Annotated in this window: 19 protein-coding genes; 10 read left to right on the forward strand and 9 right to left on the reverse strand. The window is 73.8% G+C overall.

What is annotated here, in order from left to right:
* Positions 1–272: 272 nt before the first annotated feature.
* Entirely contained in the window at positions 273–956 is a 684-nt protein-coding gene (locus tag D7193_RS31165) for a hypothetical protein (protein ID WP_120783255.1), read from the reverse strand.
* Positions 957–1,026: 70 nt separating this feature from the next.
* Here D7193_RS31165 and D7193_RS31170 point away from each other — a divergent pair, with 70 nt between their 5' ends.
* From D7193_RS31170 to D7193_RS31180, 3 genes are read left to right on the forward strand one after another with little or no spacing between them, the layout of a single operon-like run.
* Positions 1,027–3,645, forward strand: a complete 2,619-nt coding sequence (locus D7193_RS31170; RefSeq protein ID WP_120783256.1) for a valine--tRNA ligase — start codon at positions 1,027–1,029, stop codon at positions 3,643–3,645.
* Between the two features lie 59 nt (positions 3,646–3,704).
* Positions 3,705–4,976: a bifunctional folylpolyglutamate synthase/dihydrofolate synthase gene (locus D7193_RS31175; RefSeq protein WP_377456380.1), complete on the forward strand. Its 1,272-nt coding sequence runs from the start codon at positions 3,705–3,707 to the stop codon at positions 4,974–4,976.
* On the forward strand, positions 4,973–5,332 hold the full coding sequence (locus D7193_RS31180; RefSeq protein WP_120783258.1) for a DUF4233 domain-containing protein: 360 nt from the start codon (positions 4,973–4,975) through the stop codon (positions 5,330–5,332). Before D7193_RS31175 ends, D7193_RS31180 begins: the two co-directional genes overlap by 4 nt.
* Before the next feature lie 15 nt (positions 5,333–5,347).
* Here D7193_RS31180 and D7193_RS31185 read toward each other — a convergent pair whose 3' ends face one another.
* Positions 5,348–6,700 (reverse strand): VOC family protein, encoded by a 1,353-nt coding sequence (locus tag D7193_RS31185; protein ID WP_120783259.1) that lies wholly within the window; start codon positions 6,698–6,700, stop codon positions 5,348–5,350.
* A gap of 142 nt (positions 6,701–6,842) precedes the next feature.
* Between D7193_RS31185 and ndk the strand changes: the two genes are divergently transcribed.
* Positions 6,843–7,268: a nucleoside-diphosphate kinase gene (gene ndk, locus D7193_RS31190; protein WP_120783260.1), complete on the forward strand. Its 426-nt coding sequence runs from the start codon at positions 6,843–6,845 to the stop codon at positions 7,266–7,268.
* Between the two features lie 183 nt (positions 7,269–7,451).
* Here ndk and D7193_RS31195 read toward each other — a convergent pair whose 3' ends face one another.
* Complete coding sequence (locus tag D7193_RS31195; protein WP_120783339.1) at positions 7,452–7,883, reverse strand: carboxymuconolactone decarboxylase family protein; 432 nt, start codon at positions 7,881–7,883, stop codon at positions 7,452–7,454.
* A gap of 193 nt (positions 7,884–8,076) precedes the next feature.
* On the opposite strand from D7193_RS31195, the gene D7193_RS31200 reads away from it, so the two are divergent.
* Positions 8,077–9,633: an alkaline phosphatase D family protein gene (locus D7193_RS31200; RefSeq protein WP_120783261.1), complete on the forward strand. Its 1,557-nt coding sequence runs from the start codon at positions 8,077–8,079 to the stop codon at positions 9,631–9,633.
* A 118-nt stretch (positions 9,634–9,751) separates the two neighbouring features.
* Here D7193_RS31200 and D7193_RS31205 read toward each other — a convergent pair whose 3' ends face one another.
* The 4 genes from D7193_RS31205 to D7193_RS31220 are packed head-to-tail and all read right to left on the reverse strand — an operon-like array spanning position 9,752 to position 13,409.
* Positions 9,752–10,540, reverse strand: a complete 789-nt coding sequence (locus tag D7193_RS31205) for an ABC transporter permease (RefSeq protein WP_120783262.1) — start codon at positions 10,538–10,540, stop codon at positions 9,752–9,754.
* A gap of 9 nt (positions 10,541–10,549) precedes the next feature.
* Positions 10,550–11,323 carry an ABC transporter permease gene (locus D7193_RS31210; RefSeq protein ID WP_241563687.1) on the reverse strand — a complete coding sequence of 258 codons (774 nt, stop codon included), beginning with the start codon at positions 11,321–11,323 and terminating at the stop codon, positions 10,550–10,552.
* Positions 11,320–12,327, reverse strand: coding sequence for an ABC transporter ATP-binding protein (locus tag D7193_RS31215; RefSeq protein WP_120783264.1), 1,008 nt, complete (start codon positions 12,325–12,327; stop codon positions 11,320–11,322). Before D7193_RS31215 ends, D7193_RS31210 begins: the two co-directional genes overlap by 4 nt.
* 59 nt (positions 12,328–12,386) lie before the next feature.
* Positions 12,387–13,409 (reverse strand): helix-turn-helix domain-containing protein, encoded by a 1,023-nt coding sequence (locus D7193_RS31220; protein WP_120783265.1) that lies wholly within the window; start codon positions 13,407–13,409, stop codon positions 12,387–12,389.
* A gap of 248 nt (positions 13,410–13,657) precedes the next feature.
* Between D7193_RS31220 and D7193_RS31225 the strand changes: the two genes are divergently transcribed.
* Complete coding sequence (locus D7193_RS31225; RefSeq protein ID WP_120783266.1) at positions 13,658–14,353, forward strand: lysophospholipid acyltransferase family protein; 696 nt, start codon at positions 13,658–13,660, stop codon at positions 14,351–14,353.
* A 12-nt stretch (positions 14,354–14,365) separates the two neighbouring features.
* On the opposite strand, the gene D7193_RS31230 is transcribed toward D7193_RS31225, so the two are convergent.
* Both D7193_RS31230 and D7193_RS34455 read right to left on the reverse strand, forming a co-directional pair.
* On the reverse strand, positions 14,366–15,841 hold the full coding sequence (locus tag D7193_RS31230) for a cryptochrome/photolyase family protein (protein ID WP_120783267.1): 1,476 nt from the start codon (positions 15,839–15,841) through the stop codon (positions 14,366–14,368).
* Positions 15,842–15,908: 67 nt separating this feature from the next.
* Positions 15,909–17,408 (reverse strand): hypothetical protein, encoded by a 1,500-nt coding sequence (locus D7193_RS34455; RefSeq protein WP_120783268.1) that lies wholly within the window; start codon positions 17,406–17,408, stop codon positions 15,909–15,911.
* Positions 17,409–17,526: 118 nt separating this feature from the next.
* Here D7193_RS34455 and D7193_RS31240 point away from each other — a divergent pair, with 118 nt between their 5' ends.
* The 4 genes from D7193_RS31240 to D7193_RS31255 all read left to right on the forward strand — a co-directional run bounded on the left by D7193_RS31240 (position 17,527) and on the right by D7193_RS31255 (position 25,561).
* Positions 17,527–19,512: a TIGR03960 family B12-binding radical SAM protein gene (locus D7193_RS31240; RefSeq protein ID WP_120783340.1), complete on the forward strand. Its 1,986-nt coding sequence runs from the start codon at positions 17,527–17,529 to the stop codon at positions 19,510–19,512.
* Between the two features lie 140 nt (positions 19,513–19,652).
* On the forward strand, positions 19,653–21,431 hold the full coding sequence (locus tag D7193_RS31245) for a hypothetical protein (protein WP_120783269.1): 1,779 nt from the start codon (positions 19,653–19,655) through the stop codon (positions 21,429–21,431).
* A 207-nt stretch (positions 21,432–21,638) separates the two neighbouring features.
* Positions 21,639–22,358 carry a TIGR03936 family radical SAM-associated protein gene (locus tag D7193_RS31250; protein ID WP_120783270.1) on the forward strand — a complete coding sequence of 240 codons (720 nt, stop codon included), beginning with the start codon at positions 21,639–21,641 and terminating at the stop codon, positions 22,356–22,358.
* Positions 22,359–22,489: 131 nt separating this feature from the next.
* Positions 22,490–25,561, forward strand: a complete 3,072-nt coding sequence (locus tag D7193_RS31255) for an Rne/Rng family ribonuclease (protein WP_120783271.1) — start codon at positions 22,490–22,492, stop codon at positions 25,559–25,561.
* Positions 25,562–25,648 lie beyond the last annotated feature (87 nt).

The following is a 25,648-nucleotide window of genomic DNA, read 5'->3' on the forward strand; positions in this document are numbered from 1 at the left end:
GCTAAGCCCTCCAGCGCCGATGGTACTGCACTCGTGAGGGTGTGGGAGAGTAGGACACCGCCGGACATTCTTTCCTGTCAGGGTCACCTCCGTTGGGGGTGGCCCTGACAGCGTTTCCACCACAATTACCGCGGCCACCGGGCCACCGGCGCGCCGGAGGCGGCCGTCGCCAGGGTGATCGACTCCGGTTCCAGGAACTCGCGGCGTCCCGCGCGTCCGGACAGCGCGACGTCAAGGAACCCGAGTCGATCATGCCCGCACGGCGCCGGCGGTCAGTCGCGGCTCTGGATGCCGGCGCGGATGTCGCGGAACAGCGCCGCCGAATCGTCCAGCGTCCTTCCGGGGAACATCCCCAGCGCCACACTCCCGTGGTCGGCCCAGCCGCAGACGGCGAAGTCGCCGCCCTCCCCGCTGGTCGTCCCGCACTTCATGACGCCGCCCAGGTCGCCGGCCGGCACCTCGCGCAACCCCGTGACCTTGCCGGTCTCGTCGCTCATGAGGCCGAACAGCGTGTCGAGGTCACGTTCGGGCTGCCAGAGCAGGGTGGTGCCACCGAAGACCAGCACGGAGCGCTTCTCGTCGGCCGGGTCCCGGTAGACCACGCCGACGCTGCGGTCCAGGTCGATGTCGGCGGCCAGGCCGCTGCGCAGGTAGTCGGCGGTGCTGCGGGCCCGCTCGCTGTCGTCCCGGGCGAGGCCGGCGACCTGAGCCGGGGTGGCGAGCTGGGTGTCCTTCTCCTGGGCCACGCGCCAGCCGGCCACGCCCAGCGTGCCGGCTCCGGCCAGTCCCACCACGGCCGCCACGGCCCAGCCGATGCGCCGGCGCCGGGACCGGGTCGCCCGCCGTTCGGGGGTCTCGCCGGGCTCCCGGTTGCTCAGCTGGATCGGTTCCTCGGTCAGCTCGACGGGCTCCGGTCCGTCGTCGAGCTGGCGGTCGGTGAGATGTGCGTCGGACATAGCCGACACCGTACGCGAATGGCAGGTGGCGCACGTCGGGTCCGCGGAAGCCCTCCGTAGACTTTCTCGGGTGACCGAGAGACTCGATGCCCGACGCCCCGACGCCCCCACCCTGCCCGGCCAGTACCAGCCGGGTGAGGTAGAGCAGCGACGGTACGAGCACTGGGTAGCCGCCGGCCACTTCCGCGCCACCGCCGCCAGCGACAAGCCCCCGTTCACGATCGTCATCCCGCCGCCGAACGTGACCGGCTCGCTGCACATGGGCCACGCCCTCGACCACACGGTGCAGGACGCCCTGGTCCGCCGCAAGCGGATGCAGGGCTTCGAGGCGCTCTGGCTGCCGGGCATGGACCACGCCGGCATCGCCACCCAGAACGTGGTCGAGCGGCAGCTCGCCGGCCAAGGCCTGTCCCGGCACGACCTGGGCCGGGAGAAGTTCGTCGAGCGGGTCTGGCAGTGGAAGGCCGAGTCCGGCGGCGCGATCCTCGGCCAGATGCGCCGTCTCGGCGACTCGGTGGACTGGGACCGCGAGCGCTTCACCATGGACGAGGGCCTGTCGCGCGCCGTCCAGACGATCTTCAAGAAGCTGTACGACGACGGCCTCATCTACCGCGCGAACCGGATCATCAACTGGTGCCCGCGCTGCCTCACGGCGCTCTCCGACATCGAGGTGGAGCACACCGAGGACGAGGGCGAGCTGGTCTCGATCCGCTACAGCGACGACGTCGTGGTGGCGACCACCCGCGCCGAGACGATGCTGGGTGACACCGCGGTGGCGGTGCACCCGGACGACGAGCGCTACCGGCACCTGGTGGGCACCGAGGTGGAGCTGCCGCTCACCGGTCGGCGGATCCCGATCGTGGCTGACCCGCACGTGGACCCGTCGTTCGGCACGGGCATGGTGAAGGTGACCCCGGCGCACGACCCGAACGACTTCGAGATCGGCCAGCGGCACGACCTGCCGGCGATCACCGTGATGGACGAGCGCGGCGTCATCACCGCGCCGGGGCCGTTCGAGGGCCTGGACCGGTACGAGGCGCGGCCGGCGATCGTCGCCGCGCTGCGCGAGCAGGGCCGGATCGTCGCCGAGAAGCGGCCGTACCTGCACGCCGTGGGGCACTGCTCGCGGTGCCGTACGACGGTGGAGCCCCGGCTGTCGCTGCAGTGGTTCGTGAACACGGCCCCGCTGGCCCAGGCCGCCGGTGACGCGGTCCGGGACGGCCGGGTGCGTATCGAGCCCGCGGAGCTCGCGAAGCGCTACTTCGCCTGGGTCGACAACATGCACGACTGGTGCATCTCGCGCCAGCTGTGGTGGGGCCACCGCATCCCGGTGTGGTACGGCCCGGACGGCGAGGTGGTGTGCGTCGGGCCGGACGAGGAGCCCCCCACCGGCGCGGGTTGGCGGCAGGACGAGGACGTGCTGGACACGTGGTTCTCCAGCGCGCTCTGGCCGTTCTCCACCCTCGGCTGGCCGGAGCAGACCCCCGACCTCGCGAAGTTCTACCCGACCAGCGTGCTGGTGACCGGGTACGACATCCTGTTCTTCTGGGTCGCCCGGATGATGATGTTCGGCCTCTACGCGATGGATGGCCGGCAGCCGTTCGACGTGGTGGCCCTGCACGGCATGGTCCGCGACGAGCACGGCAAGAAGATGTCGAAGTCGTTCGGCAACGTCGTGGACCCGCTGGACTGGATCGACCGGTTCGGTGCCGACGCGACCCGGTTCACCCTGGCCCGCGGCGCCAACCCCGGTGGGGACGTGCCGGTGAGCGAGGAGTGGTGCCAGGGCTCCCGGAACTTCTGCAACAAGCTCTGGAACGCCACCCGGTTCGCGCTGATGAACGGCGCGCATACGGACGGGCCGCTGCCGGCCGCCGATCAGCTCTCGACCGTCGACCGGTGGATCCTGTCCCGGCTGGCGCACGTCACGGCCGAGGTGGACGAGCAGTTCGAGGCGTACGAGTTCGCGAAGGTCTGTGACCTGCTGTACCACTTCGCCTGGGACGACGTCTGTGACTGGTACGTCGAGCTGACCAAGCCGGTGCTCGCCGAGGGCGGCCCGGCCGCCGAGGCGACCCGCCGGGTGCTCGGCCACGTGCTGGACCAGCTGCTGCGGCTGCTGCACCCGGTCATCCCGTTCGTCACCGAGGAGCTGTGGATCGCGCTCACCGGCGGCGAGACCGTGATGCGGGCGGCGTGGCCGGTGGCCGACCGCGCGTGGGTGGACGACGCCGCGGAGGCGGAGGTCGGCACGCTCCAGCGGGTGGTGACCGAGATCCGGCGGTTCCGGTCCGACCAGGGCCTGCGGCCCACCCAGCGGGTGGTCGCCCGGCTGGACGGTCTCACCGGGGCCGGGATCGCCGCGCACGAGCCGCTGATCCGGTCGCTGGCACGGCTCGACGCGGCCGGCGACGGGTTCCAGGCGAGCGCGACGCTTGCCATGCCCGGCGACGTGAGCGTCGCGCTCGACACGCGCGGCTCGATCGACGTGGCCGCCGAACGGGCCCGGCTCACGAAGGACCGCGCGGCGGCCGAGAAGGAGGTCGCGCAGGCCCGGGCGAAGCTCGACAACCCGGCCTTCGTCGGCAAGGCGCCGGAGCACGTGGTCGGCAAGATCCGGGACCGGCTCGCGGCCGCCGAGGCCGACCTGGTCCGCATCGACGCGGCCCTGGAGGCGTTGCCCTCGTGAGCGACCACAACGCCTTCGCCGAGGTCGAGGCCGAGCTGGCCGGACGGGGTTACACCCGGATGGTCTTCGAGCTGGACCGGATCGAGTCTCTGCTCGACCTGCTCGGCAGCCCGCAGCGCGCGTACCCGTCGATCCACCTGACCGGTACCAACGGCAAGACGTCGACGGCCCGGATGATCGACTCGCTGCTGCGGGCCTTCGGCCTGCACACCGGTCGCTACACGAGCCCGCACCTGGAGACCGTGCGGGAACGCATCAGCCTGGACGGCGAGCCGGTCAGCGAGGAGCGGTTCGTGGCCACCTACCGGGAGGTGGCGCCGCTCGCGCGGCTGGTGGACGAGCGTTCGTCCGAGCCGCTGACGTACTTCGACATGACCACGGCGCTGGCGTTCGCCACGTTCGCGGACGCGCCGGTCGACGTCGCGGTGGTCGAGGTGGGGCTCGGCGGCGCCGAGGACTCGACCAACGTGCTCCAGGCCGGGGTCGCGGTGATCACCCCGATCGGGTTGGACCACACCGAGTGGCTGGGCGACACCATCGAGGACATCGCCCTGCACAAGGCCGGCATCATCCACTCCGGCGCCACCGTCATCTCCGCGGCGCAGGAGGAGGAGGCGGCCCGGCCGGTCCTGGAGCGCTGCGCCGAGGTGGGCGCCACCATCGCCCGCGAGGGTTCCGAGTTCGGGGTGCTGCGCCGGGCCGTCGCCGTCGGCGGCCAGGTGCTGACGTTGCAGGGCCTCGGCGGCGTCTACGAGGAGGTGTTCGTCCCGCTGCACGGCGCCCACCAGGCGCAGAACGCGGCGGTGGCGCTCGCCGCGGTCGAGGCGTTCCTCGGCGCCGGCGCCCGGCGGCAGCTCGACGTCGAGACGGTGCGGGAGGGGTTCGCCGCGGCCAGCTCCCCGGGGCGGCTGGAACGCGTACGCAGCGCCCCGACCGTCCTGCTCGACGGCGCGCACAACCCGCACGGGATGGCCGCCACGGTCGCCGCGCTGCAGGAGGAGTTCGCGTTCAGCAAGCTGGTGGCGGTCGTCGGCGTGCTCGGCGACAAGGACGCGCCGGCCCTGCTGGAACTGCTGGAACCCGTCGTCGACCAGGTGGTGGTGACCACGAACAGCTCGCCGCGCGCCATGCCGGCCCGCGAGCTGGCCGCGCTCGCCGCCGAGGTCTTCGGGCCGGAGCGGGTGGAGGTGGCCGAGGAGATGCCGGACGCGATCGAGGCGGCGGTGGCGCTTGCCGAGGAGGACGTACCCGGCGAGCTGAGCGGGGTGGGTGTGCTGATCACCGGGTCGGTGGTGACCGTGGCCGACGCCCGCCGGCTGCTGAAGCGATGACCGGGCCGGAGCAGCCGCGACGGTCCGGGCTGCGCGACCCCGAGCGGTCGGTACGCAGTCTGGGCGCCGCGACGCTGGCCATCGAGGCGTTCGTGCTGCTGCTCGCGATCCAGCCGATCCGGGTGGTCGGCGGTGATCTCGGTGGCCCGGCCATCGGCGCGATCGTGGCGCTGGCTGTGGCGGCCGTGGTGCTCGCCGGGATGATGCGCCGCCCCTGGGCCTGGCACGCCGGCACCGTCCTCCAGGGACTGCTCATGCTGGCGGGTCTGCTGCACTGGTCGCTGCTCGTGCTCGGCGTCATCTTCGCGCTGGTGTGGAGCTACGCCCTGCACGTGCGCCGGGTCATCCTGGGCTGACCGGCCCGGCCGCTGTCAGGCGTCGGCGGGCTCGCGCCACTGCACGAGGGCGAGGCCGTGACCGTCGGGGTCGGAGAAGGCGACGGCCCAGCTCTCCAGCTTCGTGCCCTCGTTGACGACGCGGGGAGCGGACGTGAAGCGGACACCGGCCGCGCGCATCCGCTCGTACGCTGCGTGGATGTCGTCGACCTCGAGGTTGACGTGTGCGGTGCGGAGGCTGACCCGCGAGGCCTCGGCCGCCTCGCGCAGCACGAGCCGGGTCGCGCCGTGGGCGAGGACCGCGGTGGAGGCGGCCCGGTCGACCTCGGTGAAGCCCAGCACGTCGCGGTAGAAGTCGAGCGAGCGGGACAGATCGGTGACCAGCAGTGTCATGCCGATGCCGCTGATCGGTGCGTCCACGTCGGCGGCCGGCGCGGCGGGCGGCGCCTCCGGTTCGTACCCGAACAGGGCCGGATCCAGGTCCTCGGCGCCGGCCGCCTCCTCGCGGGCTGGCCGGGCCGGCGGCGTGGGGTCGTCCAGCGGCAGGTCGAGCGGGTCGAGCGGGTCCACGACGAGGCGGCGGCCGCCGGTGTTGCCGCCCGTGGTGGCGGGGCCGGCGGCCGCGGCCGCTGCCGCCGGGGGGACGCCGAACTCCTCCTCGGCCGGTGTCCGCGGCGCGGGGGTGGGCCGCTTGGGCAGCGGGTTGGCCGGCGTCGGGTCGACGAGGGTGCCCTCCAGCACCACCCCGCTGCCCGGACGCTGGTGCACCACCACCGGATCCTGGACGTCCCGCGGGACGCCCGGGTCGTCGGCCAGGGGATCGCCGAGCGGGTCCCGGAAGTCGTCCTCGGCGGGGCGCCCGGCCCACGGCGGTGCGTCCTGCGCGATCAGCACCTCTTCGACGGGTTCGGCGCCGGCGAACTCCGGTGGGAGGTCGGCGACCGTCGCGGCGGCGGACTCGGCGTGGGTGGGGACCTCGTCCCAGAGGACGCGGACGTGCCGGGGATCGTCCAGCGCGACCCGGATCGGCAGGGTCTGCCCGAGCGACGGCCACTTCGCCACCGGCACCCGCGGCTCGATGATCTTCTTGCTGCGCGGCGGCAGCCCGGGAGCGTCGATGACCAGTTGCAGCTCGCACCGGCCGAACGCGTACTGGGTGGGGGGCTCGGAGGCGCTGTGCACGTGCCCCTCGCCGACCACCCAGGTGCGCCCGCCGGCGCGTACCGTGCCCAGGGCGATGGCCAGCACGAGGAGGGCGACCCCGAGCGCCACAATGGCCCAGCTGGTCATGCCGAGGCCGAAGAGCGTCACGAACGCGGCCACGGTGCCGAGCACCGCGGCGATCAGCTTCCGTACCGGCGCGATGGGTCGGCTGCCGCCATTCGCCACAGTGGACCTCCCGGGGGTCAAGGGCCAGGCTAGGCCGGAGGGGCCGCCGGGGGAAGGCCGGCCGCCGCGCCGGCGCCGGGACCGGGTCGCTAGGCTGACCGTACCCAGCCAGACCCGCTTCCGCGCACAGGAGGAACCCAGCGTGTCCAGCACCAGCCCGGACGAGCGCACGCTCGTACTGATCAAGCCCGACGCCGTCCGCCGGGGGCTGGTCGGCGAGGTCATTTCCCGCTTCGAGCGGAAGGGGCTGCGGATCGACGCCATGGTGACGCGGACGATGGACGGGGCTCTGGCCGACGAGCACTACGCCGAGCACGTGGACAAGCCGTTCTACCCGCCGCTGAAGGCGTTCATGACCGGCGGGCCGCTGGTCGCCCTGGTGCTCTCCGGTGACCAGGTCATCGAGGTGGTCCGGGGGCTGGTCGGCGCCACCGACGGGCGCCGCGCCGCGGCCGGCACGATCCGGGGCGACTTCTCGCTGTCGAACCGGGAGAACCTGGTGCACGCCTCCGACTCGGCGGACAGCGCCAAGCGCGAGATCGCGCTCTGGTTCCCCGAGCTGGGCTGACGCTCGTCCGGGCCGCCGCAGGCAGCGGCCCGGCACCGTGTGCGTAGCGCCGCGGCCCGGCGCGGCCGGCATGCCGACGTGGCTCAGCGCGGTGATGCGGCGGCGGGGCTCGGTCCGCCAGGCCGAGGAGCAACGGCCGGTGCGCGTCGAGCGCACCGGCCGCTTCCACCGCTCCGGCGCCGTTCACGCCTCGGTCGGCGGCTGCTTCTGGGTCGCGATGGAGATTCGGTTCCACACGTTGATCGTCGCGATCGCCACCAGGAGGTCGGCAAGCTCCTTCTCCGACCAGACCGCCGCGGCGGCGTCCCAGACCTCGTCCGGAACCCCGTGCTCACCTAGCCGGGTCACGGAGTCGGTGAGTGCGAGCGCGGTGCGCTCCCGCTCGCTGAAGAAGGGCGCCTCGCGCCAGGCCGCGACGGCGAAGAGCCGCCGGGTCGACTCCCCGGCCTTCAACGCCTCGCTGCTGTGCATGTCGACGCAGAACGAGCAGCCGTTCAGCATCGACGCGCGGAGCTTCACCAGCTCCAGCACCGTGTGGTCGACGTTCGCACGGACGTACTTCTCCAGCCCCAGCACGGCGTGGTACGCCTCCGGAACCACCTCTGCCGCGTCCATCCGCATGACTACCTCCCAGATCGGTTGACACCGTTACGACGGGGCGGCCGGGACGCGGCGTGACAGCCTGCGGGTGTGATGCCGATCATGCCGGGCGGACAACCGGCGTTCCGACCACGGCCATCCGCCGCGCGGCAAGTGGTCATGTCCGCCCGGTACACCTCCGGGGTCAGTCCCCGATCCAGGAGGAACGATGACCGAGCTTGATCGACGTACGGTGCTACGTGCCGGCCTGGTGGCCGGTGCCGGTGTGGTCGGCGGTGGCCTGCTGGGCGCGGGCGCCGCGACGGCGGCACCCGCGTGGCGGCCGGCCGGGCGGCCGGTGCTCACCCACGGCGTGCAGAGCGGCGACGCGACGGCGGAGTCGGCGCTGGTGTGGACCCGCGCCGACCGTCCCGGGCGGATGCTCGTGGAGGTGAGCCGCCGGCCCGACTTCCGCGGCGCCCGGCGGGTGACCGGCCCGGTGCTGGACCCGCGCGGCGACTTCACCGGAACGGTGCGGCTGCGCGGCCTGCCGGCCGGCGAGCGCCTGCACTACCGGGTCCGGGTGGAGAGCCTGGACCGGCACGGTCTCACCAGCGAGCCGCTGACCGGCGCGCTCACCACGGCACCGCGCGAGCACGAGCGGCAGGACGTCCGGTTCGTCTGGACCGGTGACATCGCCGGACAGGGCTGGGGGATCGCCCCGGACTTCGGCGGGATGTCGATCTTCCGCGCCATGCGGGCCACCCGCCCCGACTTCTACCTGTGCAGCGGCGACAACGTCTACGCGGACGGGCCGATCGCCGAGACCGTGACGCTGCCGGACGGGCGGATCTGGCGCAACCTCGTCACCCCGGAGAAGAGCAAGGTCGCCGAGACGCTGGCCGAGTACCGGGGCCAGTACGCGTACAACCTGCTCGACGAGCACCTACGCCGGTTCCTCGGTGAGGTGCCGCAGGTCAACCAGTGGGACGACCACGAGGTGACCAACAACTGGTACCCGGGCGAGATCCTCACCGACGACCGGTACACCGAGCGGCGCGTCGACGTGCTGGCGGCCCGCGCCCGGCAGGCGTACCGCGAGTGGGTGCCCACCCCGCTCGACGGCCGGCTGTACCGGCGGCTGTCGTACGGGTCGCGCCTGGACGTCTTCGTGCTGGACATGCGGACCTTCAAGGACCCGAACGACGGCAACACGTACGCCGACCCGGCGCGCGGTCTGCTGGGCCGGGAGCAGCGGGAGTGGCTGATCCGGGAGCTGAAGCGGTCCCGGGCGACGTGGAAGGTGATCGCCGCCGACCTGCCGCTCGGCCTGGTGGTGCCCGACGGCCCGGGTGCGCAGGAGGGCGTGGCGCAGGGCGACCCGGGCGCACCGGCCGGCCGGGAGTTGGAGTTTGCCGAGGTGCTGCGGACGGCGCACCGGGCGGGCGTTACCGGCATCGTGTTCCTCACCGCCGACGTGCACTACACCGCGGCGCACCACTACGACCCGGCGCGGGCGGCGGTCGGTGACTTCACGCCGTTCTGGGAGTTCGTCTCCGGGCCGGCGCACGCCGGCGCGTTCGGCCCGAACGCCCTCGACGGCACCTTCGGGCCGGAGGCCGTCTTCGTGCACGCCCCGCCGGCCGCCAACACCTCCCCGGCCGAGGGCTTCCAGCACTTCGGCGAGGTGAGCATCGACGGGCGCTCGGGCGCGTTCACGGTCCACCTGCGAGACCGCGACGGCGTCTCCCTCTGGACCCGAACCCTCCCCGCCCCCACCCCGTAACGCCCGCGCCCCCCGCCACCCACCCCGTCGATCTTGCAGTTTCGGCCCCGGCACAACGGGAGCAACCCGACGAAACGAGGGCCGAAACTGCAAGATCGCGGTGGGGGGTGGGACGGGGTTACACCGTTTCCAGGGTTGCTTGGCGGCGGGACTCGGTTTCGAAGAGCTTCAGGAGGGCTGCGGCCAGGATCGCGTAGCCGAGGCCGATCGCCAGTTCGGCGGCGAGCGCCGGGGCCGCCGCGCCGAAGCCGTCGCCGGCGACCAGGCGACGGGCACCCTCGGCGGCGTGCGTGATCGGGAGCACCCCGCCGACGGCGCGCAGGCCGGCGGGCAGCCCGGCGGCGGGCACGTTGACCCCGGTGAGCAGGAGCAGCAGCGCCACCGCGACGTTCGAGACCAGCCAGACGTCGCGGAAGCGCAGGCCGATGGCCCCCAGGGTCAGGCCGAAGAACCCGCAGGCCAGAGCCGCGGCGGCCAGCATGAGCAGCAGGCCGGGCAGCGCGGTGACCGGTATCCGCAGGCCGAGCAGCAGCGAGCTGACCGTCAGCGTGCTCACCGCGATCAGCAGGCCGTTGAGCGCGTACGGCAGGGCCCGGCCGAGGAAGATCGCGGTGCGGCTGCGCGGGGAGAGCAGCACGTGCCCGAGCGTGCCGAAGCGACGCTCGTTGGACACCGCCATGGTGCCGCCGAAGACGCAGGCCACCGAGGCGGCCAGCACGGCGTTGCCGACGATGTAGAAGCGGTCGTCGGCGACCCCGAGCTGGCGGCCGAGGTACGCGAAGAAGAAGAGCTGGAACAGCGGACCGACCAGCAGGGTGCCGACGAACATCGCCGGCGTGGTCCAGTTGAACAGGGCCCGGTAGGCGATGACGCCCCCGGTGCCGATCAGACGGAGCAGTGCGGTCATCTCGCCTCCTCAGGCCAGCGCGAGGGTGGCGGCGGCGCGGGCCCGCCGCTCGACGTGGGTCATCATGAGCGCGCCGAGCGCCAGGCAGGCCAGGCTGATCGCCAGGCAGATGCCGAGGGACGGCCAGACGGGACCGCTGCCGGTGGCGGCCTCCCGGACCGCGCGCGCTCCCCAGGTCGTCGGCAGCACGGCGGCGACCGGCCCGGTCCAGGCCGGCAGCGCGGTGATCGGCACGAGCATCCCGGACACCAGCCAGATCGGGTACTCCAGGGTGTTGGTCAGCGCGTTGGCGTTGCGGAGCAGGACGAAGGTCGAGGCGAGCAGCAGGCCGAACATGCCGAGGCCCAGAATGCAGCCGGGGACCGCGACCGCGAAGAGCAGCGGCCGGGCGAAGTCGAGCGGGATGCCGTACAGCAGCCGGCCCCAGACGAGGGTGGCGACCATGGCGTACGTGCCGGTGAGTGCCGTCGCCAGCGTGATCGGGAGGACGACGAGCGCGGGTGGCCGGGGCGCCAGCATGATCATCTCAAGGGTGCCCAGCCAACGCTGGTTCTGGATCGCCCCACCGGAGCCGAACAGCACCGACGACCACACCCCCATGAGGCCCGCCCCGACCGCGGCCTCCAGCAGCCGGCCCGGCTCGCCGCCCGCCCGGAACAGGTAGACCGCCAGCGTCGCCTGCACCACCGGCACGATCAGCGCGGTGGTGATCTCGAACGGGGAGCGGCTGAGCTGCTTGGCGTGCAGGAGCGCGCCGACCGCGAGCATGCGGAGCGTCCTCACGCGGCCACCGCCTCGATCGGACGCTCCTCGGCCACCCGGTTCACGATGGCCACGTACGCGTCCTCCAGCGTCGGCTGCCGGGCGGTGACCCGTCCGAGGCGAACCCCGTCGAGCGCCCGCAGCACGTCGGCCTGCACGTCGTACCCCGCGTCGGACTGCACCCCGAGCACCTGCGCCGCCCCGACGACGTCCATGCTGGCCTCCCGCACCCCGGGCAGCGTCCGGATGGCGGCCAGTTGCCGGTCCGTCACCCCGTACGCCTCGACCTCCAGCACACGGCGGCCGTCGGCGTGGCGGCGCAGCTCGGCGGGGGTGCCGAGGGCCTGGATCCGGCCGTTGGCGATCACCGCGATCCGGCCGCACAGCTCGTCGGCCTCGGCCATGTAGTGGGTGGTGAGCAGCACCGTGGTCCCGGTGGCCGCGAGGTCGGCGACGGTCTGCCGCAGCTCCCGGGCGGCCACCGGGTCCACCCCGATCGACGGCTCGTCGAGGAAGAGCACCCGGGGACGGTGCAGGAGTCCGCGGGCGATGTGCAGCCGCTGCCGCATGCCCCGGGAGTAGCCCTCCACCCGGTCGTCGTCCCGGCCGTCGAGCCGGACCAGTTCGAGCAGCTCGCCGATCCGGCGTCGCTGCTCCCGGCCGGGCACGCCGTACAGCTCGGCGAAGTAGCGCAGGTTGTCCCGGGCGGACAGCCGGTCGTAGAGGCCGCGGTCACCGCCGAAGACGTAGCCGATCCGCCGGCGCACCTCCCGGGTCCGCGTCACCACGTCGTACCCGCAGATCCGGGCGCTGCCGCCGCTGGGGACGAGCAACGTGTTCAGCATCTTGATGGTCGTGGTCTTGCCCGCGCCGTTCGGTCCGAGCAGGCCGAACAGCTCCCCGTTGCCGACCGTCAGGTCGACGCCGCGGACCGCCTCCACCTCCCGGCGCTGGGGTCGTAACCACCCGGTCCGGCTGCGGTAGGTGCGCCGCAGGCCGACCGCCTCGATCGCGTGTTCGCTCATGGGCGGAAACGTAGGGGCGGATCGGGGCGGCGGAAACGGATTCGGTTCCGACCGAATGCTCAGGCCGGGACGGCCGCCCGCTCCCCGCCGACCAGGCCGACCAGGGCCAGGCCGGCCGGTTCCAACCCGTACAGCACCCGCCGGCCGACCCGCCGCCGGTGCACCACCCCGGCGGCGAGCAGCGCGGCGAGGTGCTCGGAGACCGTGCTCGGAGCCAACCCCAGGGTGGCCGCGAGACCGGCCGTGGTGGCCGGCCGGCTCAGTGCCCGTAGCACCGCCGCCCGACCCCGGCCGACCAGGATCGCCAGCCGGTCGGTCACCGCCGCGTCGGCGGCGGCCGGAGCCGGGGCGCCCTCGGCGAGCAGCGCGGCGCCCCGTGCCTGGTAGGAGACCGCGACGATCTCGGGGTGGTCGGTGGAGCAGGTCAGGGCACCGCGGGAGAAGATCAACGGGATCAGCAACAGCCGGCGGTCCACCGCGCGGAAGCTCTGCTCCAGCGACTTGACCAGGGTCAGCACCGGCCGTTCCCAGCGCACGCGGTCGTGCAGGTCGGCCAGGAGGGCGTCCGGCCCGTCGGCCGCCAGCGCCCGGGCCCGGTGCAGCACCTCCTCGTCCAGCGCCGCCCGCATCGCCGGCCACCAGGGGGCGATCGCGGCGTCCCAGTACGCCTCAATGCCGGAGGCCAACCGGTCCAGGGCCGTCTCCCGGTCGTCGACGAACGGGCGCAGCCAGCCGGGCAGGTCGTCGGGGCGGTGGTAGCGCGGGACCTCCCCGGCGATCAGCGCGGCCGGGGTGCCGCGCAGCACGGCCAGTTCCTCGGCCAGCGTCGGCGTGGACGACGGGGGGACCGGTGTGAGGAAGTCGGGGATCCGGGAGCCGGCGGCGGAGAAGAGCCGCACCGGGGCCGTCTCCGGCACCTCGGCGAGGACTCTCCGGGCGTGCCCGGCCCAGCCGGTGTAGGGCCAGGGCGCCTCGGCCGGATGGGCGTCCAGCAGGTAGAGGCTGGTCACGACCTCCCACAGTGGGCTGATCGCGATCCGGGTACGTGTCACCGTGGGCTCGTCCAGCTCGATCCGGATCACGCCCCGAGCCTAGCGGCCGGTCGTCGTGCTGCGGCCCGTCGACGGTGGCGGCGCCACCGGGCCGACTCGGGTGGGCGTCCAGGTGACGCGGGGCCGCCCGCCGGGTACCAGGTACCCGGCGGCGACGGGACCGGCGCCACGCGATCAGCCGCTGAAGGGTTGCTGGAGGGTTCGCCACCCCGTCGGTACGACGGGGCCGCGTCCGCTACCGTGACACCGCCTGCATTGACACGACCGCCGGAGGACCAGTGCCGCTGCTCTACACCATCGGCAAGCTCACCGTGGCGCCCGCGCTGCGGTTGGCGTTCCGCCCGACCGTGGAGGGGCTGGAGCACGTGCCGGAGACCGGCGGCGCGATCTTCGCGGGCAACCACCTCTCGGTGGCCGACGAGCTCTTCCTCGGCACCGTGGTCCCGCGGCACCTGGCGTTCTGGGCCAAGTCGGAGTACTTCAAGGGCACCGGCCTGAAGGGCCGCTTCTCGAAGTTCGTCCTCACCGGCCTGGGCGCGATCCCCGTCGAGCGGGCCGGCGGTCGCGCCGCGCTGACCGCGTTCGACGCGGCCATCCCCGCCCTGAAGGGCGGTGAACTGGTGGCCGTCTATCCGGAGGGCACCCGCTCGCCGGACGGCCGGCTCTACCGGGGGCGTACGGGCGCGGTCCGGCTGGCTGTCGCCGCCGGCGTGCCGATCATCCCCGTCGGGATGATTGGCACCGAGAAGGTGCAGCCCATCGGGACGCGCATACCCCGGCCGGGCGCCGCCAAGATCACCGTCCGGTTCGGCAAGCCGCTCGACTTCACCGGCCGCTCCGACGACCGCACCTCTCTGCGGGCGATGACCGACGAGGTGATGAGCGAGATCCAGAAGCTCACCGGCCAGGAGTACGTTCCCCGGTACGCGCCGCCGCGCGCCCACCCGGCTCCGGTCGCCGACACCCCCGAGTGACCGGGTGGCCCGTCACGGCGGGCTCGCGCCTCGACGGTGCTCCTGCGCGAGGATCTCGTCGACGTCCCGCAGCCGGTTCAGCTGGGCCATCTGCCGGGCCATCCGGGCGTTGGCCGGCATCCGGTCCCGGTTGCGGTCCAGGAACGCCCAGTAGCCGGCCGTGTACGGGCACGCGTTCTCACCGGCGCGCTGCTTCGGGTCGTAGCGACAGCTGCCGCAGTAGTCGCTCATCCGGTTGATGTACGACCCGCCGGCCGCGTACGGCTTCGTGGTCATCCGGCCGAGGTCGGCATACTGGCTCATGCCGACGACGTTGACCGTCATCACCCACACGTAGCCGTCGACGAAGCTGCGGTGGAAGAAGTCCACCATCTCGGCCGGCCGCCAGCCGCGCTGCAGCCCGTAGTTGCCGAGCACCATGAGCCGCGGGATGTGGTGCACCCACCCGTGGTCGCGCAGGTCGGCCAGGACGCCGGAGAGGCAACGCGCCTGCACCGCGTCCGCGTCCAGGTCCCGGAACCAGTCCGGTACGGACCGTCGCGCGGCGAGCCGGTTGGTCCCCTGGTAGTCGGGCTCGAAGTACCAGTACAGGTTCCAGATGAAGTCCCGCCAGCCGAGGACCTGCCGGACGAAACCCTCCACGCTGGCCAGCGGTGCGCCCTGCCCGCGGTACGCCTGCTCGGCGGCGCGGACCGCCTCCAGGGGGTCGAGCAGGCCGAGGTTGAACGACGACGAGAGCAGGCTGTGCGCCATCCACGGGTCGGTGGAGAGCATGGCGTCCTCGTACGGGCCGAACCGCGGCAGCCGGTGCCGCAGGAAGTGTCGCAGCCGGGCCCTGGCCTCCTTCGTGGTCGCCGGGAAGCGGCGGGGACCGTCCCGGCCGACGAACCGGATGCCCTCGCGCTCCCACCGGTCGAGGTCGGTCCGGACCTCGGCGTCGATGTCGTCCTCCCTCGGCATCGGCGGCGGCGGGACGTCGAGGCGGCCGGCCTCCTTCGGCGGCGGTTGCCGGTTCTCCGGGTCGAGGCTCCACCGCCCGCCGACCGGCTCGTCCCCGTCGAGGAGCACGCGGTGGTGCTGGCGGGCGAAGCGGTAGAACGCGTCCAGCCGCAGCGCGCCCCGCCGACCGTCGGCCCATTCGGCGAAGTCGTCGATGGCCGTCACGAAGCCACGCGGGGGCAGCACGGTGACCCCGTCCAACCCCCGTACGAACCGCAGCGCCGCCCGGGACGTCGGGTGGCACACCTCCAGCGGCTCCCGCACCGCGCGCAGCGCCTCGCGGTAGGTCTCGGTACGCAGGTGGATCGCCTGGTCGCCGAGTTCGGCCGCGCGGTGCCGCAGGGCGGACAGCAGCAGGTGCGCCTTCTGGCGGTGGAAGGCGCGGCGGCGGAAGACCGCCTTCGACTCGACGAGCAGCACCGGTTGACGGCGGTCGTCGAGGAAGTGCGGCCCGAGCTGATCGGCGAAGAGCCAGCGCCGCGGCGGCATGCCCTTATTGTCGGTGTTGCGGTGACATATACCCGGGAGCAAAGGTGAAAAACGAGGGTGTGTCGTCTCAGCTCTGGTCGTTCGTGACGATCCGCGTACGCAGTCGGGCCAGCAGGGCGGCGCTGTCCTGCACCGAGAGGCGGGTGAAGACCGCGGTGGCGATGCTGCCGTGGTCGACCGAGGTGCAGACCACCACGTCGCCTTCGTCCGTGTGGCCCACCGCGCACCGCTCGTGCCGGCCCCGTACGCCCGTGTCGACGGTCTCGACCTGGCCGAGCCGGTACGACCCGGCCAACCGGGCGATCTCGCCGTCCGCGTCGCCCTCCGGGTCGAGCCGGAAGCCGGTCCCGCCGAACACCGTCACCCGCTTGCCGTCCGGGGTGGCGTAGACGCCCGCGAACGTGTCCTCGGCCAGCCAGTGCGCCTCGCGTACCTCCGTCTCCAGTTGGCGTGCGGCCTGTTCGCTGGTGCTGTCCTCGCGCAGGGAGAGGTCGTCCACCTGGGCCGGGAGCGTGGCGTGCGCCGGGTACTGCGTCCAGATCGGCCGGCCGTAGTAGGCCGGGCAGCCGCAGCAGCAGGCCAGCGTGAGCAGCAACAGCCACGGCCACCGCCGGCGCCGGCGGACCGGAACCGGCACATACCCCTTGGGGGCCTGCCAGCCCGGCGGCGGCGCGGCCGGTGGCGGCGCGCCGCGGCGCTTCGACCGGCGCTGCTTCGGCGGGGCGGGTGGAGGCGCGGCGGGCGGGGCCGCCACGACGGGCGGACGGACGGCCGGCGGCGACACCGGGTGGGCCGGCGGCGGCACCGAGTGGGCCGGCAGGGCCATGGGGTGCGGGAGCGGCGCCGGGGCGGGCGGCCCGGAGTAGGGCCGGGTCGGCGGCGGCGCCGGGTAGGGCAGGGTCGGCGGCGGTGGCGGCAACGCCGGCAGCTCGGCTGAGGGCAGCTCCCAGCCACCGGTGTCCGCGCCGGCCCACGGGTCGACGGGGATCTGGTGCTCCGGCAGCTCGGGCGGGGCCGCCGGCACGGGTGTCGGGTCGGCCGACTCGCCCCAGGCGCGGCGGCGCGGCGGAGGGGGAGGCACGGGGGCGGACCCGCTCCAGCGCGGTGCCGCGTCGGCGGCCTCGACGGCGGGCAGCCGGCGCGTCCCGGACGGCCCGTCCGGCCCGCCGGCCTCGTCGGTCACCGCCGGCGACGGCTCGTCCGGCCGCGGACTCCCCGGAGCGCCGCCGGCCGGCTTCGGGTCCGCGAGCCTCCGGGTGCCGTCGGGTCCGTCGGCCGGGTCCGGTTCCGGGTCGGAGAGCCGGCGCGTGCCGTCGGGTCCGTCGGCCGGGTCTGGCTCAGGGTCGGAGAGCCGGCGCGTGCCGTCGGGTCCGTCGGCCGGGTCTGGCTCACGGTCGGAGAGCCCGCGGGTGCCCGCGGGCTCCGCCGCGGCGGCCGGCTCGTCGGCGGTCTCCGGCGGTACGGGGGAGGAGGTGCTCTCCCCGGCGACGGCCGGCTCGCGGACCGGCTCCGTGCCCCGGGGGCTCCCCTCGGCCGGCCGGTCTGCCCCCGGCTGCGGCTCCGGCATCGCGGCAATCTCCTCTCGCGCCGACCCGAGGTTAGTACCGGTCCGCCACCCGTGGGGATCCGCCCGCCGCCCGCCGTGCGCGCGGCCGCCGCCCGGCGGGCGCGTACCCTTGGGCATCATGAGTGTCCCGTCCACGACGTCGCGCCCGGCCGCGGCGAACTCCGTCTGGTCCCGGCTGGAGCCCCTGCTGCCCCAGGTGACCAAACCCATCCAGTACGTCGGTGGCGAGCTGGGTGCGGTCGTCAAGGACTGGGACGCGGCGGCCGTGCGCTGGGCGCTGATGTACCCCGACGCGTACGAGGTCGGCCTGCCCAACCAGGGCGTGCAGATCCTCTACGAGGTGCTCAACGAGCTGCCCGACGTGCTCGCCGAGCGGACGTACGCGGTCTGGCCGGACTTGGAGCGGCTGATGCGCGCCCACGGCGTGCCGCAGTTCACCGTCGACGCCCACCGCCCGGTGCGCGACTTCGACGTGTTCGGCGTCTCCTTCGCCACCGAGCTGGGCTACACGAACCTGCTCACCGCCATCGACCTCGCCGGCATCCCGCTGCTCGCCGCCGACCGCACCGACGCCGACCCGGTGGTCCTGGCCGGCGGCCACGCCGCGTTCAACCCGGAGCCGATCGCCGACTTCGTCGACGCCGCCGTGCTGGGCGACGGCGAGGAGGCGGTCCTGGAGATCACGGCGATCGTCCGGGACTGGAAGGCTGAGGGCTGCCCGGGCGGGCGTGACGAGCTGCTGCTGCGGCTCGCCCGCACCGAGAGCGTGTACGTGCCGCGGTTCTACGACGTGGACTACCTTCCCGACGGCCGCATCCAGCGGGTCGTGCCGAACCGTCCGGACGTGCCGTTCCGGGTGCACAAGCGCACCACGATGGACCTGGACGCCTGGCCGTACCCGAAGAAGCCCCTCGTGCCGCTGGCCGAGACGGTCCACGAGCGGTACGCGGTGGAGATTTTCCGGGGTTGCACCCGCGGCTGCCGGTTCTGCCAGGCGGGCATGATCACCCGGCCGGTCCGGGAGCGGTCCATCACGACCGTGGGGCAGATGGTCCAGCAGGGGCTGGAGTTCTCCGGCTTCCACGAGGTCGGTCTGCTCTCCCTCTCCTCCGCCGACCACTCCGAGATCGGCGACATGTGCTCCGGGCTGGCCCAGCAGTACGAGGGCACCAACGTGTCGCTGTCGCTGCCGTCGACCCGGGTGGACGCGTTCAACATCGACCTGGCGCAGGAGCTGTCCCGCAACGGGCGGCGCACCGGGCTGACCTTCGCGCCGGAGGGCGGGTCGGAGCGGATCCGCAAGGTCATCAACAAGATGGTGTCGAAGGACGACCTGATCCGCACCGTGGTCACCGCGTACACCAACGGCTGGCGGCAGGTGAAGCTCTATTTCATGTGCGGCCTGCCCACCGAGACCGACGAGGACGTCCTCGAGATCGCCGACATGGCGCACGAGGTCATCCGGGCCGGCCGGGCGGCCACCGGTTCCAAGGACATCCGCTGCACGGTCTCGATCGGCGGCTTCGTGCCGAAGCCGCACACCCCGTTCCAGTGGGCCGCCGTGGAGCGGCCGGAGGTCATCGACGGCCGGCTCAAGCTGCTCAAGCAGGCCATCAACGCGGACCGCTCGCTGGGCCGGGCGATCGGCTTCCGCTACCACGACGGCGAGCCGTCGCTCATCGAGGGCCTGCTGTCCCGGGGCGACCGGCGCGTGGGCGCGGTCATCCGGCGGGTCTGGGAGAACGGCGGCCGGTTCGACGGCTGGAGCGAGCACTTCTCCTACCAGCGGTGGGTGGACGCCGCAGCCGAGGTGCTGCCGGCGTTCGGGGTGGATCTCGACTGGTACACCACGCGGGAGCGCGACGAGCTCGAGGTGCTGCCCTGGGACCACCTGGACTCCGGGCTGGACAAGGACTGGCTCTGGCAGGACTGGCAGGACGCGCTGAGCGAGTACGAGCAGGACGACTGCCGGTGGACGCCGTGCTTCGACTGCGGTGTCTGCCCCGCGATGGACACCGAGATCCAGATCGGGCCGACCGGCAAGAAGCTGCTCCCGCTCACCCCGATCAACGGGGGCGGCCTGCGGGTTCCCTCCGCCGGCTGACGCGCCGCCGGCACCCCGGCGGCCCCCGGGTCACCGGGTGCGCCGAGCGGCCGTCCGTCCGCTACCGTTTCCGGCGTCGGCCCGACCGCGTCGGAGGTTCGGAAGCCGAGCCCGTGGCGTGACCTGGATCATGGGGGGCGTTGGTGCTGCAGACGGGTACGGCGCGGGAGACGGCCGCCCCCGAACGGGTGAGCGGGACGGGCGCGCCACCGCCACCCGAGCGCCGGCGCGGGCCCTCCCGGCGGCTGGTGGTCGTGCTGCTGCTGCTGGGCTGGCTCGCCGGGGTGCTCTGGCGGCTCTGGTTGGCGCGCTCGGTGCAGATGCCGATCGCGCACACCGACGAGGATAGCTACCTCAACGCCGCGCGCGCCTTCGCCGGTGGCCCCAGCGGGTACAGCTCGGAGAACAGCGTGCTCCGCCGGGCGGGCTACCCGCTGCTGATCTCGCCGGCCTTCCTCGGCGACCACGGCTTCACCACCAGCTACGGGCTCGTCCGGCTCGTCAACGCGGTCGTCAACTCGGCGATGCTGCCGCTGGCGTACCTGCTCGGCACCCGGGTGCTCGGGGTGTCGCGGTGGCGGGCCCTCGGGATCGCCGCCGTGGCGGCCACCATGCCGGCCACCCTCTTCTACTCGCTGTTCGCGCTGACCGACTCGGTGCTCGCCGCGCTGACCGTCGCCTGGATCCTCCTGCTGGCGACGTGGCTGCGCCGGCCCGACCGGATGGTCGCGGCGCTCGGCGCCACCGCTGCGGCCGGCGCGTACTACCTGGTCCACGTGCGCGGCGTGGTCGTCCTGGCCGTGCACCTCGGCGTGGTGCTGCTGTGGGCGGTCCGCCGCCGCCTCGGCGTCCGGCCGCTGGTGGTCGCCGTGGGCACCGCGGCGGTCGCGGTCGTCCTGAACGAGGTGCTGATCAGGCTGCTGGACGGCAAGCTGATCCTCAACGGCTCCGATCCCGGTGACAGCACGCTGAAGGCGCTGCTCAGCAGCAAGGGGCTTGCCTTCGTCCTGGCCAGCCTCACCACCCAGGTCTGGTACGTGCTGGCGATCACCGGCGGGCTGGCGGCGCTCGGCTGGTTCGTGGCCGTCCGGCTGGTCGTACGCCGGGGGACCGACCCGGCGCAGCGCTGGCTGGCGATCGCCGCGCTGGCCGCGACCCTGGGCGTCGCGCTGGGCTGCGCGCTCGTCCTGGTCGGCGTGCCGTCGGCGACCCGGGACGCGGTGTACGCCCGGTACGTCCACGCGTTCGCCCCGCTGTGGCTGGTGGTCGGCCTGGCCGTGGCGTTCCGCGTGCCGCGCCGCGCGCTCGTCGTGGGGTACGCGGCGGCCGCCGCGCTGACCGCCGCGGGCGGCGGTTTCGTCGCGTGGCGGTTGGCCGGCGCCATCCGGGACGGCTCCCCGCTGCGGTACGGCGTGTTCGCTGCGCCCGACCTCATGGCGATGACCGCCGGCTGGACCCACTTCCGGCCCCTGGTCGGCAGCGCGATCGCGGTCGGTGCGGGCGCCGCCGTGGTGCTGCTCGGCCGGTTCCGGTGGGGTTGGCAGCCGGTGCTGGCCCTGGTCGTCGCCGGGCAGATGGTGATGATGGGGCTGCTCGCCGACCGGGTCCTGGCCCCGATGAGCGACGCGCTCGGACCCAGCCCCACCCTGGCGCAGCTCGGCCTGCGGAAGGGCGAGTCGATCGCCACCAGTTCCGGCTACCACCTGGCGCTGCGGCTGAACCACGAGCACGAGATCACCTGGACCTCCGTGCCGAATTTCGTCTCGGAGCCGCCCCCGGACGTGGACGTGGTCGTGGCCCGGTGGTATCCCCAGCCCGGCCCGCGGCACAGTTGGGACTGGGACGGCACCAGGTACGGGTTCCACCGGATCGGCGGGAACCCGGACCAGCACTGGGCGCTCTGGCGCCGCGACGGCTGACCGCCCCCGGGCCGTCCGTCCGTGCCCGGCTGTCACACGCGCTGTCCGGATGTCCGCCGTGTCCGGTCCGCACGAGGATGGCCGGAAAGTGGCATCGCACGCGCCGCCGGGTGAGGATGGACAGCGACAGACCGAGCAAGGAGTACGACGATCAGTAAGAGACCACAGCCGGAGGGCGGACAGGCGCCGGTCGTCCAGCGCGTCCGGATCCGGTACGCCAAGCGCGGACCGCTGCGTTTCACCTCCCACCGCGACTTTGCCCGGGCCTTCGAGCGGGCCGTACGCCGTGCCGGGGTGCCCGTCGCCTACTCGCAGGGCTTCACGCCGCACCCCAAGATCTCCTACGCCAGCGCCGCCCCGACCGGGGTGGCCAGCGAGGCGGAGTACCTGGAGATCGGCCTCCAGGCGCCGGTCGACCCGGCCGACCTGCGGGCCGCGCTCGACGGGGCGCTCTCCCCGGGGCTCGACGTGCTCGACGCCGTGGTGGCGACCGGCGGCAGCCTCGCCGACCGGATCGAGGCGTCCTCCTGGCGGGTCGAGCTGCCGGAGGTAGCCCCGGAGGCGCTGCGCGCCGCGGTGGACGCCTTCACCGCGGCCGCCGAGGTGCAGGTCGAGCGGATGACCAAGCAGGGGCGGCGCACCTTCGACGCGCGGGGTGCGGTCATCGCCATCGATGTGGCGACGCCGACGCCGACGCCTTCCGGGGGACCGGCCGTACCGTGTGCGATACTCGAAGTGGTCGTGCGGCAGGTCACCCCGTCCGTTCGACCCGATGACGTCCTTTCCGGCCTCCGCGTGGTGGCCGGCCTGGAGCCGCCGGTTCCGCCACGGGTGATCCGGCTGGCTCAGGGCACGCTGACCGCGCAGGGCGAGATCGTGGATCCGTTGGATGCGGACCGCGACGGGGCAACCATCGGTGAGCGCTGACCGACGGTCAGCGCTCAGGTAGGCAGACTTCGGCCGTCGCGCTCCTCGCGCGCCGGCGGAAACACCTTTTGCGGCGACCCTGCGTGGCAGCGCTCACCCGCGCCCGGGGTAGCCAGAACTGGAGAACGTCCATGCTCGAGAACGAGCCCGAGGGCGGCGAACGGACCGGTTCACAGCCGGCCGACGAGACCGCCGCACCGCAGAACCCCGCCGACGACGGTGCCGTCGAGCAGCCCGGTGGCGTGGAGGGCGTCGCCGACCTCCCGGCCATGACCGGGGACGGCGACGCCGAGCCGGCGCCGGCCCGGCGCAGGGCCACCCGACGCCGCGCGACGCCGGTGAACAAGCCGGAGCAGACCGACGCGCCGGTCGCGGCGCCCGCCACGGGCGCCGGCAGCGCCGAGTCCCCGCAGGCGGAGGTGCTGGCCCCCATCTCCGGCGACCTCGACACCGCCCCGAAGACCCCGCGCCGCCGCCGCAAGGCGACCGCCGCGAAGGCGGTCGAGGAGCCGCTGGTCGCGGCAGCCGCGGAGGAGGCCACCGCGGAGGTCGTCCCGCCGGTCAAGGTCACCCGGACCAGGCGGAAGAAGACCGCGCCGGCGGCGGCCGAGCCGGCCGCCGAGACGCCGGCCGAGACCGCCGACACGTCGGAGGAGCCGGCCGGCGAGACCCCGCCGCCGGCCCCCGCGGCAACGGAGACCGGTGCCGCGGAGACCGCCGGACCTGGCGGGGAGACCGCCCAGGCCGCGGCGGGCGACCGTACGAGCGGTGCCGAGGGCCGGTCCGGGGAGGTGCCGCCCGGTGTCGCCGTGGCCGGGACCACCGAGCAGCTCACCGAGCCGGCGGAGGCCACCGAGCCGGCGGAGGCCACCGAGCCGGAGCCGCCGCGCACCCGCCGCCGCCGCGCCGCCCTCACCGCGCCCACCGTGCTGTTCATGGCCCCGCAGCCGGACGCCGAGCCGGTCGTGCGCGTGACCGAACCGGCGCCCGTCGCCGAGGAGCCGGCCGCCGAGGAGCCCGCCGAGCCGTCCCGCCGACGCCGGCGTGGCCGCCGCGAGGTGGAGCCGGTCGAGGCCGTCGAGGCTGAGCAGGAGCCGGCCGAGGAGGCCGAGCTCGCCGAGGCGGAGGAGGAGGACGAGGACGACACCGCGGCCGGCCGCCGTCGCCGTCGTCGTGGCCGCCGTGGCCGTGGCCGCGGCAAGGGCGGCGTCGAGGAGCTCGAGGACGAGGAGGCCGAGGAGGCGATCCAGGCCGAGGCCGAGGAGGCGGAGGCCGAGGAGACCGAGGACGAGGAGGGCGCGGACGGGCTGACCCGCCGCCGCCGGCGGCGCCGCCGCCGGGGAGCCGGCGACGTCGAGGGGGCCGCCGCTGACGACGGCGTACCCACCGTGGTCAAGATCCGTGAGCCGCGCCGGACGGTCGACGAGGTGCAGGGTGTCTCCGGCTCGACCCGCCTGGAGGCCAAGCGCCAGCGCCGCCGGGACGGCCGGGAGCAGCGGCGTACGCGGCCGCCGATCCTGAGCGAGTCGGAGTTCCTGGCCCGCCGCGAGGCGGTGGACCGCGTGATGGCGGTCCGCCAGCGCGGCGACCGCACCCAGATCGCGGTGCTCGAGGACGGCGTGCTCGTCGAGCACTACGTCACCCGCAACTCCTCCGGCACCATGGCCGGCAACGTGTACCTCGGCAAGGTGCAGAACGTCCTGCCCAGCATGGAGGCGGCCTTCGTCGACATCGGCCGGGGCCGCAACGCGGTGCTCTACGCCGGCGAGGTCAACTGGGACGCCACCGGGCTGGAGGGGCGCGCCCGCTCGATCGAGCAGGCGCTCAAGTCCGGTGACTCGGTGCTGGTGCAGGTCACCAAGGACCCGATCGGGCACAAGGGCGCCCGGCTGACCAGCCACATCGCGCTCTCCGGCCGGCACCTCGTGTACGTGCCGAACGGCAACGCGTCCGGGATCAGCCGGAAGCTGCCGGACACCGAGCGCAAGCGCCTGCGGGACGTGCTGAAGAAGCTGGTGCCCGACGGCGCCGGCGTGATCGTCCGGACGGCCGCCGAGGGCGCGAGCGAGGACGAGCTTGCCCGGGACGTCAAGCGTCTGCAGGCGCAGTGGGAGGACATCCAGGCCAAGGCCGCCGAGGGTGGCGCGCCGGTGCTGCTCTACGAGGAGCCCGACCTGGTCATCCGCGTGGTCCGGGACCTGTTCAACGAGGACTTCCGCGAGCTGGTCATCGAGGGCGACGAGTCGTACGACATGGTCGAGTCGTACCTGTCGCACGTCTCGCCGGACCTGGTGGCCCGGCTGCGCCGGCACGTCGGCACCACGGACGTCTTCGGCGAGTACCGGATCGACGAGCAGATCCTCAAGGGGCTGGACCGCAAGGTCTTCCTCCCCTCGGGCGGTTCGCTGGTGATCGACCGGACCGAGGCGATGACCGTCATCGACGTCAACACCGGCAAGTACACCGGCTCCGGGGGCAACCTGGAGGAGACGGTCACCCGGAACAACCTGGAGGCGGCCGAGGAGATCGTCCGCCAGCTCCGGCTGCGCGACCTCGGTGGCATCGTGGTGATCGACTTCATCGACATGGTGCTGGAGTCCAACCGCGAGCTGGTGCTGCGCCGGTTGACCGAGTGCCTGGGCCGCGACCGCACCAAGCACCAGGTCACCGAGATCACCTCGCTCGGTTTGGTGCAGATGACCCGCAAGCGGATCGGCGCCGGGCTGCTGGAGGCGTTCAGCGAGACCTGCGAGTGCTGCAAGGGCCGCGGCGTCATCATCCACACCGAGCCGGTGCCGGAGAAGCCGCGTACCGCGGCGGCGGAGAAGGTCAAGGCGGTGGCGTCCGCGGTCGCCAGCCCGGCGGCGGAGACGGCCGGCGGCACGTCGCGGCGCCGGGCCCGCAAGAGCGCCCCCGCGGAGCGCGCGGTGGTCGAGATCACCGAGCCGGAGCCGGAGAACGTCGAGACCAGCACCACCGACGCCGACTACTACGACACGATGGGCTACGACCTGTCCCGCTACGCGTCGGAGACCGAGGCCGCGCCGGCCGTCGCCGACAGCCAGGAGGGCGACTCGGCCCGGTTGGCCGCCGCGGACGACCCGGACGCGATCGGCGACGAGACCGACGAGGAGGGCGGGGACAGCTCGGGCATCCGGCGGCGGTCCCGCCGCGGCGGAGCACGGCGGCGTACCCGGCCCTGACGGGCCGGCCCGGCACTGGATGGAAGGGCCCCGACTCCGGCACGATGGCCGGGGCGGGGCCCTTCCCGTTCCACGCGGTCTCGGGCC

This window comes from Micromonospora costi (assembly GCF_003626655.1).
Classification (GTDB): Bacteria; Actinomycetota; Actinomycetes; order Mycobacteriales; family Micromonosporaceae; genus Micromonospora; species Micromonospora costi.

Bases quoted from the DNA above. Each gene is read 5' to 3' on its own strand.
- D7193_RS31165 (WP_120783255.1), bottom strand. From the start codon at position 956: ATGTCCGACGCACATCTCACCGACCGCCAGCTCGACGACGGACCGGAG.
- D7193_RS31175 (WP_377456380.1), top strand. From the start codon at position 3,705: ATGGTCTTCGAGCTGGACCGGATCGAGTCTCTGCTCGACCTGCTCGGC.
- D7193_RS31180 (WP_120783258.1), top strand. From the start codon at position 4,973: ATGACCGGGCCGGAGCAGCCGCGACGGTCCGGGCTGCGCGACCCCGAG.
- D7193_RS31195 (WP_120783339.1), bottom strand. From the start codon at position 7,883: ATGGACGCGGCAGAGGTGGTTCCGGAGGCGTACCACGCCGTGCTGGGG.
- D7193_RS31200 (WP_120783261.1), top strand. From the start codon at position 8,077: ATGACCGAGCTTGATCGACGTACGGTGCTACGTGCCGGCCTGGTGGCC.
- D7193_RS31205 (WP_120783262.1), bottom strand. From the start codon at position 10,540: ATGACCGCACTGCTCCGTCTGATCGGCACCGGGGGCGTCATCGCCTAC.
- D7193_RS31215 (WP_120783264.1), bottom strand. From the start codon at position 12,327: ATGAGCGAACACGCGATCGAGGCGGTCGGCCTGCGGCGCACCTACCGC.
- D7193_RS31230 (WP_120783267.1), bottom strand. From the start codon at position 15,841: ATGCCGCCGCGGCGCTGGCTCTTCGCCGATCAGCTCGGGCCGCACTTC.
- D7193_RS34455 (WP_120783268.1), bottom strand. From the start codon at position 17,408: ATGCCGGAGCCGCAGCCGGGGGCAGACCGGCCGGCCGAGGGGAGCCCC.
- D7193_RS31240 (WP_120783340.1), top strand. From the start codon at position 17,527: ATGAGTGTCCCGTCCACGACGTCGCGCCCGGCCGCGGCGAACTCCGTC.
- D7193_RS31255 (WP_120783271.1), top strand. From the start codon at position 22,490: ATGCTCGAGAACGAGCCCGAGGGCGGCGAACGGACCGGTTCACAGCCG.